The sequence below is a fragment of the Streptosporangium sp. H13245 genome, from assembly GCF_055690525.1.
This window is the reverse complement of record NZ_JBSZKT010000070.1, coordinates 1-10,128: the sequence shown is the minus strand read 5'-3', so window position 1 is coordinate 10,128 and position 10,128 is coordinate 1. Positions and strand designations below refer to the sequence as shown.

8 protein-coding genes are annotated in these 10,128 nt (G+C 68.5%); 4 read left to right on the top strand and 4 right to left on the bottom strand.

From position 1 onward, the window contains the following. The first annotated feature begins 538 nt into the window (after window positions 1-538). Window positions 539-886 (top strand): SCP2 sterol-binding domain-containing protein, encoded by a 348-nt coding sequence (locus tag ACW9TB_RS39240; protein ID WP_472753192.1) that lies wholly within the window; start codon window positions 539-541, stop codon window positions 884-886. A 175-nt stretch (window positions 887-1,061) separates the two neighbouring features. On the opposite strand, the gene ACW9TB_RS39235 is transcribed toward ACW9TB_RS39240, so the two are convergent. Together ACW9TB_RS39235 and ACW9TB_RS39230 are read right to left on the bottom strand one after the other, a co-directional pair. Continuing rightward, complete coding sequence (locus ACW9TB_RS39235; protein ID WP_472753191.1) at window positions 1,062-2,081, bottom strand: HAD-IIA family hydrolase; 1,020 nt, start codon at window positions 2,079-2,081, stop codon at window positions 1,062-1,064. Window positions 2,082-2,494: 413 nt separating this feature from the next. Next, window positions 2,495-2,926, bottom strand: coding sequence for a tetratricopeptide repeat protein (locus ACW9TB_RS39230; protein ID WP_329078985.1), 432 nt, complete (start codon window positions 2,924-2,926; stop codon window positions 2,495-2,497). A gap of 120 nt (window positions 2,927-3,046) precedes the next feature. Between ACW9TB_RS39230 and ACW9TB_RS39225 the strand changes: the two genes are divergently transcribed. Beyond that, a complete protein-coding gene (locus ACW9TB_RS39225) occupies window positions 3,047-4,525 on the top strand; it encodes a DUF1015 family protein (RefSeq protein ID WP_472753190.1) in 1,479 nt (492 codons plus the stop codon). Window positions 4,526-4,692: 167 nt separating this feature from the next. Here ACW9TB_RS39225 and ACW9TB_RS39220 read toward each other — a convergent pair whose 3' ends face one another. Beyond that, window positions 4,693-5,559, bottom strand: coding sequence for a single-stranded DNA-binding protein (locus tag ACW9TB_RS39220; protein WP_472753189.1), 867 nt, complete (start codon window positions 5,557-5,559; stop codon window positions 4,693-4,695). 97 nt (window positions 5,560-5,656) lie between these two features. Between ACW9TB_RS39220 and ACW9TB_RS39215 the strand changes: the two genes are divergently transcribed. Further along, window positions 5,657-6,595 (top strand): MBL fold metallo-hydrolase, encoded by a 939-nt coding sequence (locus tag ACW9TB_RS39215; RefSeq protein ID WP_472753193.1) that lies wholly within the window; start codon window positions 5,657-5,659, stop codon window positions 6,593-6,595. A gap of 86 nt (window positions 6,596-6,681) precedes the next feature. On the opposite strand, the gene ACW9TB_RS39210 is transcribed toward ACW9TB_RS39215, so the two are convergent. Then, window positions 6,682-7,842, bottom strand: a complete 1,161-nt coding sequence (locus tag ACW9TB_RS39210; protein WP_472753188.1) for a hypothetical protein — start codon at window positions 7,840-7,842, stop codon at window positions 6,682-6,684. On the opposite strand from ACW9TB_RS39210, the gene ACW9TB_RS39205 reads away from it, so the two are divergent. Continuing rightward, a complete protein-coding gene (locus ACW9TB_RS39205) occupies window positions 7,738-9,783 on the top strand; it encodes a hypothetical protein (protein WP_472753187.1) in 2,046 nt (681 codons plus the stop codon). The two genes, ACW9TB_RS39210 and ACW9TB_RS39205, sit on opposite strands and share 105 nt — an antisense overlap. Window positions 9,784-10,128 lie beyond the last annotated feature (345 nt).

Genomic DNA, 10,128 nt, shown 5'->3' with positions numbered 1-10,128 from the left:
GCCGTACGAACACGGCTTCCGCCGTACGAACACGGCTTCCGCCGTACGAACACGGCTTCCGCCGTACGAACACGGCTTCCGCCGTACGAACGTGGCTTCCGCCGTACGGGCACGACGCTCGCCGGCGTCGCTCCCGTGAATTCCCCGACCGTATCGGAACCCGCGTCCCTCGTCGCCTCGGTGGGCCTTCCCGCCTTTTCCGGCTTTCCCCTGCCCGCGACCACGGGCTCCCCGCCTCCGTACGAACCCGGCCGCCGCCCACGCTAACCGGTACCGCGCGGGCCGGTCCCGCGCGGGCGAGGATGGAAAGGATTCTCCAAAGATGGGTAAAGCACGAACTATCATGGGGACCTCGTTCGTTGTCATCTCATTAAGGTCGGCGACCGCCAACACGTAACCCCGCGATGTTTCGAACGCCATGGCAGAAGTCTCTTTCTCCGGCCCCCGCGCCGGATTGCATGCCGTGCCCATGTGGAACGCTACCGTCCGTACCTGAAAGGGATTCGGATCGGTCAGGGAGAGAAGGGAGCGCCACGCGATGGCGACCGTCGACGAGTGCCGGGTGGCACTGCGCAAACTCGGCGAGCAGTTCGACGAGGTTGACCAGGAGAGCCGCGCCAAGCACGTGGTCGAGCGCAGCATCAGCTGCCACGTCAAGGATCTTGGTGTCACCTTCTACGGCCACATCCGCCACGGCGGCCTCGGCCCCTTCGAGGATCTGTCCCCGGACGACGGCAGGGAGGCCGAGGTGAAACTGACCATCGGCAGTGACGATCTCATCTCGCTGGTCAACGGGGAGCTCGACATGGGACGGGCCGTTTTCGGCGGCCGGGTCAAGGTCGACGCCAGTTTCGGCGACCTCCTCCGCCTGCGCAAACTCCTTTGACGATCCCGCCCGGAGGCGGGATCACGCGGGCGGAGGGTCACAGAGGGGCGCAGAGGGGCACGGAGAGACCGGCGACCGGCTCGGCCACGGCCTCCCGGTCATCAGCACGGCACCGGGTGGGAGCGCGCGGGATCACGCGGGGTCTCTCAGGGGCACGAGAGCTGAGGCGGCCCGCTCAGCCGGAGCCTGAGGTCCGCGGCGAGAGCGCCGAATCGAGTGCCGCCTTCACCGCGTCCTCGTCCGCCCGGCCCTCGCCCGCGACCTCCCAGGTCGCGGCCGAGGCGGCGCGGAGCCCGTCGAGCGGCTCTCCCTCGCCTTCGAGGGTGAGCGCGCCCTTCTCCCAGCGGGCCGTCCATCCCTCGCAGGTCCACCCGTCCCCGGTCCGCCGCACCTCGGGGTAGGGCCGGTGCAGGTCGGACAGGTCGGCGGCGACGTAGGTGGGCCGGTGCCGGGGAGCGGCGGTCAGCACGTCGAGCGGGCTCGCCACCCCGGTCAGGACCAGCAGGCTGTCCACTCCCGCGTTGGTCGCCCCCTCGATGTCGGTGTCGAGCCGGTCACCGACCACCAGGGGCCGCCGCGATCCGGTACGGAGCACCGACTCGCGGTGCAAAGGCGGCTCGGGCTTTCCCGCGACGATCGGCTCCACCCCGGTCGCCGTGGCGATGACCCTGATCATCGCGCCGTTGCCGGGAAGCTCGCCCCTGCCGGTCGGCATGGTCGAGTCGGCGTTCGCGGCGACGAAGAGGGCTCCCCCTCTCACGGCGAGTGTCCCCTCGGCCAGCAGGCCGTAGGAGAGATCGGGGGCGATGCCCTGGACGACCGCGACCGGGGCCTCCAAGGCGGTGCTGACCGGGCGCAGTCCGTGGGCGCGCAGCGCGGAGCGCAGCCCCATCCCACCGACCACCAGCACCGCGGCGCCCGGTTCGACCCGCTCGGCCACGACCCGCGCGGCGGCCTGGGCGGAGGTCACGACATCCTCGGGGGCCGCCGGGGCGCCCAGCGCGCGCAGGTGCTGGGCGATGGCGGCGGGGGTGCGTGAGGCGTTGTTGGTGACGTAGGCGAGGCGCACACCACGCTCCGCCGCCCGGCGCAGGGACTCCGGAGCCGCCGGTACGGCGTTGCGCCCGAGATACACCACCCCGTCGAGGTCAAGGAGAAGGGTGTCATACGGGTCGATCAGCGTATTCGTGTCCACTGGCCCATTTCATCACCCACGTTCCATCCCCCGCACCGGTCTCACGCGACGAAGCCACGTGCGTCCCGTACGAATCACCTCGGGCGGGTCACCTCGGGCGGGCGCGCTCGTGACGCCGGAGCCCGGCCTCGACGACGCGGGCCAGGGCACCGTGCGGCCACCACACCGGCAGGCCGGTGTGGATCACTCCCGCGGGCGTACGGGATCACGCCGACGGACTCGTACGGATCACACGAGATCACGCTCGCGGGCTCGTATAGATCACACACGGGGGCTCGTACGGACATGAGATCACGCTCGCAGACTCACACGGCTCACACGGATCACACAGGGAGTTCGTACGGATCGTACAGATCACACGGGATCACGCTCGCGGGCTAGTACAGATCAAACGGGAGGCTCGTACAGATCGATCACATCCTGCGGGCGCGCAACGTGGCGCGGACGCTTTTCAGCGCGGAGACGTAGTGCCGCAGGTCGGGCCGCATCGCGACGGCGATGGCCAGCGGCTCCTGAGCCCCCTCCATGTCCCCGGTACGCCACAGGGCGAGCCCGAGACCGAAATACGCGTAGTCCTCAGCCGGATTGGCGTCGATGATCCAGCGAAAGCTGTCGACGGCGTCGGCGTACTGCCGGGAGTTGAACTGTGCTCGGGCGAGGGCCTCCCGGATGCTCCGCGACTCCGGCTCCGCGTCGGCCGCCCGCTCCAGCAGCGCGGCCGCCGCCGCCGGACTGCCCTCGGCCAGCAGCCTCATCCCTCGTTGAAACCATTCGTAGACGTCCCCGACCGGAGCGCCCGTCTCGGGGCTGGGGGAATCAGACGGACCGCCACGTCCTTGGACCATTGTGTGAGGCCTCCTTCATCGACAGACGACAGATCTGGCCGATTCCCTGACGGACCGGGCACCACCACAGACTCGAAGCGGCCCCCGGCCGTTTCAGGCCTTTATGGCAGCATGCCCCCTATGGCGAATCCTGAACTGCCGATACCCGGCGGGCTGGTGCTGCGCCCGTTCCGCGGCGTACGGTTCACGGTCGACGATCTGGCCGGGGTCACCTCACCGCCTTACGACCTCATCGACGAGGCCGGCGTGCGAAAGCTGCTCGACACCCACCCCAACAACGTGGTGCGTTTGATCCTTCCCGGCACCGACCACCACAGGTACGCCGAGGCGCGGGAGACGCTTCACCGGTGGCTCTCCTCCGGGGTGCTGGCCGCCGACGAGACGCCCGCGGTCTACGTCTACGAGCAGTCGGGCCCCGGGGTCCTGCAGCGCGGGATCATCGGCGACGTGGGCCTGGCCGGTCCGGAACTGCGGATCGTCCTGCCTCACGAGAACGTGATGCCCGGACCGGTCGCCGACCGGCTCGCGCTGATGCGCACCACGGAAGCCAACCTGGAACCCATCTTCCTGCTCTACGACGGTACGGACGGCGCCACTACCCGCCTCGTCGACCACATCGCCGCTTCCCGGCCCCCGCTGGCGGAGGCGGAGACCGGGGACGGGGTCAGGCACCGGCTGTGGGCCGTCACCGACACCGGGGAGCTCGCCGCCATCGACGCCGACCTCCGCCCCCGCCAGGCCCTCATCGCCGACGGGCACCACCGCTACGCCACCTACCTCGCGCTCCAGCGGGAACACCGTGCCTCTGCCCCAAGCGGTGCCGCGACAGCCACAACCACCACGACCGAAGCAACCGACACCGAAGCAACCGACACGGCCAGCGCGACCGACGCGGCTAACTCGGCTGGCCCGACCGACACGACTGGCACAGCTGGCACGGCAGAGACTCCCGTGGGGGCTGTTGAATCTGCGGAACAGGTGACTCCGGTGAACCCCGTGAGGTCTGAGCCGTGGGATTTCGGTCTTGCGCTTCTGGTGGACTCCAGCGCCTACCCACCGGAGCTGAAGGCCATCCACCGGGTCATTCCCGAGCTGCCGTTCGAGGAGGCGCTGGCCAAGGCCAAGGGTTCGTGGCAGGTGCATGACCACGCGGACCTGGCCGAAGGCCTGGCCGCGCTGGAAGAGACCAGTGGACCGGCCTACCTGCTGTCCGCCGGTGGGCCCACCCACCTTCTCACCGACCCTGACCCCGACCAGCTCGAACACGCCATGCCGTCCGAGCGATCGGCCAAGTGGCGAGCGCTGAACACCTCCATCCTCGCGGAGTTTCTCCTGCCGAAGGTGTGGGGGCTGCGGGACGACGAGCTGACGGTGCGCATCGTCCACCACGACCCGGAGGCCGCCGTACGACTCGCACAGGCCTCCGGTGGGACCGCGGTGCTGCTGCGCCCGCTGGCGGTCGACGATGTGCTCGCGGTCGCGGCCCAGGGAGAACGGGTGCCCCGCAAATCCACCTCTTTCGGCCCGAAGCCCAGAACCGGTCTGGTTCTGCGCCTGCTCACCCCAAAACAGACCTCCTCCGAGAAGCCCGGGTCCTGAGTTTTCAAGAAGCCGCCCCCCTGAGAAGAGGCCGGGCACCCGAGAAATCCGGGAATCCAGGCACCTGAGAAACCTTGAAATCCGAGATTCCGGGATGCGCGGCCCGCGATCTCGGAATCCCGCATGCCCTGGGAAGAATCCCACGCGCCCCGGAAAAAGAAGGCGGATCATCCAGCCGCTCCGGAGACCACATCCACACCACGCGTCGCGGGGTAGGACATCTGCGGACGGCCTGGAATCGACGCCTCCGCGGCTTGGGGAACCGACACCGGCTCACCTGCCGGGGCAGGGCTCGGCCGGACCAGAGCGAGGCCGTGCGGTTCGGCTGAGGCGGGACCCGATCTAGGCGAGGTGGGCCCCGGTCCGGACGGGATGAGTTCCGGCCTGGGTGAGGCGGGCCCCGGTCTGGACGGGGTGGGCCCCAGCCCAGCCGAGACAGAATCCAGCTCAACCGAGACAGTGCCCGCCCCAACCAGGACCGGGTCCGGCCCAGCCACGGCCAGGTCCGACCCAGCCACGACCGGGTCCGGCTCACCCGGAGCGAAATCCACTCCAACCGGGGTGGGATCCGGCCCGGCTGCGGTGAGGTCAGGCCCGACCAGGGTGAGCCGCGGCTCCCCGCCCTCCCCCGCCACCTCTTTCCCCGTGTGCAGAAGTGAGTGCACCGCCCGGGGCGAGGCGGACACGGGAACCCCCTCGTCTCCGGCCAGGATCGTGGTGACCTTGCGCTCAAGGCGTCTCACCGAACGCACCTCGACCTCGTAGCCGGACGATTTGGCCCCTTCACTTCCCCACCAGCGGCGACGTAGCGAACCCGTCACCTCGACGATGTCATCGGGCAGCCAACCGGCCACGGCCTCGATGACCTCGGTCTCGAAAGACGCGCACGGAATGGTGTCGACCCGGGCGCCACGCCCATGGTGCTGCCGCCGGACGATCAGCCGCCAGGTGCCGAGCGTGCTCCCGCTCTGCAATGACCTGATGTTGGCCGCCTCAGGCAGACGGCCCACGAGAATGACCTCGTTACGATCCATGCGATCCTCCCTCGATCCTGCCGGTCGAGGACGACTCTCTACGATATGAGCTGCGCCGGAATGGCCGAATACCGTTCTGTGGATGCCGGTTCCAGTTATGAGGTGGCCTGTGGACAACATCACCGCCCTCGGCGGGGACGTCTATGAGATCGACACACGGATGGCCGGATACTCCAGCATCACCGCCGGATATCTGATCCTTGGAGACCGTCCCTGCCTGGTGGAAACCGGTACCTCCACCTCCGCTCCCGTGGTGCGCGACGCCCTCACCTCACTGGGCGTCGGCCCGGGAGATCTCGCCACGGTCGTCGTCACGCACATCCACCTGGATCACGCGGGCGGGGTCGGCGACATCGCCGGTTTCTACCCGGACGCGGAGATCGTCGTTCACGAGAAAGGCGCCCGGCATCTCGCCGATCCATCCAGGCTGATGGCCAGCGCGCGAATGGTCTGGGGCGACAAGCTGGACATCCTGTTCGGCGAGCTTTCCCCCACGGAAGCCTCGCGGATCCGCGCGCTCGGCGACACCGACACGATCGACCTCGGCAACGGACGTACTCTGAACAGCCATTACTCGCCGGGGCACGCCAAACACCACGTGGGACTCATCGACTCCGGCACCGGAGACCTCTACGTCGGCGACGCGGCCGGGGTCTATCTCCCGGAGACGGACGACCTGCGTCCCGCCACGCCTCCCCCGGACTTCGACCTGCGGACCGCGCTGGACTCGATCGCCCTGTTCAAGGCGCTGGGCCCGCAAAGGCTGCTCTTCAGTCACTACGGGCCGGTCGCGGATGTGGAGGAGATCCTGGAACGCTCGGCCGAGGAGCTTCGCGTCTGGGTCGACCTGACCCGTCAGGCCCACACCGAGGGTATGGACCTGGACCACGCGGCCGCCATGGTCAGGGAGCGCACCCGCGACCGCTACGCGGCCCTGAAGGCGGACGAGGTGACCGCTGAGCAGTTCGAACTGCTCAGCGGCGCCCCGTCCAATGTGGCTGGAATCCTGCACTGGCTGGACCGGATCCAGCCGTAAGGACGTGTCCCGTAAAACCCGGGACCGCCACGGAGACACCACATTCCGGGCGGACGAGCCGTCCACCCGGAATGTGGTGAAGGTCCCTACTTCTTCTCGACCTTGCCCCGGCCCTGCTCGTCGTCCTCGTCCCGATCCTCGTCCAGGTCGTCGTCCTCGTCGGAGTCGGCATCGGGGGCGTCACTGAGAATGTCGCCGAAGTCAGGCTCGATGAAGGCGGGACCAACGGCGCGCTCCACCTTCCGCTCCGCGTCCGCCGTCTCGTTCTCGGAAGAGACCTTCACGGAGGAGACCTTCTCGGAAGAGTCCCCTTCGTCGGAGGAGTCGTTGCCCGGAGCATCACCGGCAGCGGACCGGTTCGCGTTGAACTCGTCGTCGAAGAGATCGTCTTCGGCCTCGATCTCCGCGTCCAGATCCGCGACGTCGTCGATGTCGGCGTCATCGGTGTCGATCTCGTCGTCGAGTTCGTCACCGTCACCGGCGTCGTCATCGCCCTCGGCACCGGCGTCATCGCGAGGGTGGGTGTCGCCGTCGACGACTTCCCCGTCCTCATCGTCGTCCTCTTCGAGATCCTCGATGATGGCGCCCGTCAGCTCCGCGTAACGCTCGGCCGCATCGGTCTCGCCGTCCTCGTCGAAGGCCATCGCCCGGCCGAACCACTCCGTGGCCGGTCCCTCGTGACCCGCCGCGGACAGCGCGTCGGCGTAGGCGAAGGCGAGGCGGGCCGACCAGGGCTGGGGACGGGTGTCACGCAGCTCGGGAAGGCGCTGGAGGGTGATGACCGCGGCGTCGTTCTGGCCGAGATCCCTCCGGGCACCGGACTCCACGATGGCGAGCTCGATCTTGCCGACCCGGTCGAGCCGCTCGGCCTCCTTGGAGCGGACCAGGTCAAGGGCACGCTCGGGACGGCCAAGGCCACGCTCGCAGTCTGCCATGATCGGCAGGAAGGAGTCGGAACCCGTCATCCGGCGAGCCGCGCGCAGATCGCTGAGCGCCTCGGCGAAGTGACCGGCACGGTAGGCCGCGATGCCTACGGCCTCGCGAATCACCCCGATCCTGGCCGCGAAGCGACGGGCGACCTTCGTGTGCTCGTACGCCCGCTCCGCGTCGTCCTCGCCGAGAGCCCTCTCGGCCGCCACCAGGTGACGGGAGATCAGGTCCGCGAGGTCGAGCGGGAGGGAACGCAGTTCTTCGCGGATCTCCTTGTCGAGCTCCTCTGCGGTGATGTCCGGGGCGAGCTCGGGCAACTCCTCACGCGGGCTGCTGGGCGCCTCGTCACGGCCGCCGGACCGGTCATCCCGGCCATAACGGGTGCGGGACCCCTCCCCGTCGCGGTCGCGGTTCCCGAAGGGACGCCCCCCACCGGGACGGTCGTCGCGGTTGAACGGGGGACGGTCTCCCCCACGGTTGTCTCGATTGAACGGAGGACGATCCCCCCCGCGATCGTCCCGGTTGGCGGCCGGACGGTCGCCACGATAGCCACCGCCGGGACGGTCATCGCGGTTGAACGGCCTGCGCTCGCCATCCGGACGCGAACCGTAGCGGCTACGGGCCTGGTCGCGGTCACCGTACGAACGACGCTCGCCACCACGGTCATCACGACTGACCGGCGGCCGATCGTCACGGTTGAACGGCGGACGACCAGAACCACGGTCATCGCGATTGAACGGAGGACGATCCCCTCCGCGACTGTCCCGGTTGAACGACGGACGATCTCCCCGATAACCACCACCGGGGCGGTCATCACGATTGAACGGAGGACGCCCCCCACCGGGACGATCGTCGCGATTGAACGGCCTGCGCTCACCACCGCGATCATCGCGGTTGAACGACGGACGGTCACCACCGCGGTCGTCACGGTTGAACGGTGGGCGATCTCCCCCACGGTTGTCGCGGTTGAAGGGAGGACGCCCCCCACCGGGACGATCATCACGGTTGAACGGCCTGCGCTCACCACCATCGGGACGCGAACCATACTGACCACGCGACTGATCACGATCACCGTACGAACGACGCTCGCCACCACGATCATCACGACTGGCCGACGGCCGATCGTCACGATTAAACGAGGGGCGGTCACCCCCACGGCTGTCGCGATTGAACGGAGGACGATCCCCCCCGCGACTGTCCCGGTTGAACGACGGACGGTCACCACCGCGGTCGTCACGGTTGAACGGGGGGCGGTCACCCCCACGGTTGTCGCGGTTGAAGGGAGGACGCCCCCCACCAGGACGATCGTCACGGTTGAACGGCCTGCGCTCACCACCATCGGGACGCGAACCATACTGACCACGCGACTGATCACGATCACCGTACGAACGACGCTCGCCACCACGATCATCACGATTGAACGGCGGACGACCAGAACCACGGTCGTCGCGGTTGAACGGAGGACGATCCCCTCCGCGACTGTCCCGGTTGAACGACGGACGATCTCCCCGGTAACCACCACCGGGGCGGTCGTCACGATTGAACGGAGGACGCCCTCCACCGGGACGATCGTCGCGGTTGAACGGCCTGCGCTCACCACCGCGATCATCGCGGTTGAACGACGGACGGTCACCACCGCGGTCGTCACGGTTGAACGGGGGGCGGCCGGACCCCCGGTCGTCACGGTTGTAAGACGGCCGGTCGCCGCGGTCACGGGCTCCATAGGAACCGCCACGAGACTGGTCACGGTCGCCGTAAGGACGCTGGCCCTCGCCACGCGGTCCCGAGGGCCTCTGCCCGCCCCCTGGGCGGTCGTCGCGGTTGAACGGAGGACGGCCGGACCCGCGGTCGTCACGGTTGTAGGACGGCCGGTCGCCACGATCACGAGAGCCGTAAGAACCACTTGGGCGCCCTTCTCGGCGCTCACCATATCGGGGACCGTCGCCCGGACGTCCCCTGTCACCACCTGCGCGATCGCTGCGGTGGCCTCCCTGGCCACCAGATCCGCGGTTTTCGCCCTCTTCGCGTCGGCCCGCGCCCTCAGGCCCGTTGTCACTGTTCACTTCTGGTCCATTCGTTGGCTCACTCTGCGAGCGCGTCCCATCTCCTCGATCGGATGGGACGTTCGCTATGCGGGCGGTCTCCGGCCGCGGGGTGCGCCCCGTTCGCTATCGCTGCCCCGCCCTATCGTGGTCTGGCGCGACGAAGGCCACCCGCTGGTGGGGTGGCCCGGCCCCTCCAGCCTAGCAAGCCCCTGAAACTCCATACGCCCTTCCCCCGCACCCACAAATGATCATGACCACCGCCGCAGATCCTTTGCGGGTGATTTTTGAGAGAACTACGGAGCCATCTGACCCGTAGGCCACCACGTTCCCAGGACAGCCGGAAACCGCTCAACGAACGCTCCATAAACGCAAAAAGGGCCCCCGCCCACACCGGAAGCCCTCCTTCTCACAAAACCCGCCCCCGGAATCCCGCCAAGAGACCCGAGAAGGTGCACAGCGGAAAGGTCCAGGAAAGCACGAAGGGCCCCCACCGCGTGGTGGGGGCCCTTCGTGAAAGATTGTCCGGCGGTGACCTACTCTCCCACACCGTCCCCGGTG

Bases quoted from the DNA above. Each gene is read 5' to 3' on its own strand.
- ACW9TB_RS39240 (WP_472753192.1), top strand. From the start codon at position 539: ATGGCGACCGTCGACGAGTGCCGGGTGGCACTGCGCAAACTCGGCGAG.
- ACW9TB_RS39230 (WP_329078985.1), bottom strand. From the start codon at position 2,926: ATGGTCCAAGGACGTGGCGGTCCGTCTGATTCCCCCAGCCCCGAGACG.
- ACW9TB_RS39225 (WP_472753190.1), top strand. From the start codon at position 3,047: ATGGCGAATCCTGAACTGCCGATACCCGGCGGGCTGGTGCTGCGCCCG.
- ACW9TB_RS39220 (WP_472753189.1), bottom strand. From the start codon at position 5,559: ATGGATCGTAACGAGGTCATTCTCGTGGGCCGTCTGCCTGAGGCGGCC.
- ACW9TB_RS39215 (WP_472753193.1), top strand. From the start codon at position 5,657: ATGAGGTGGCCTGTGGACAACATCACCGCCCTCGGCGGGGACGTCTAT.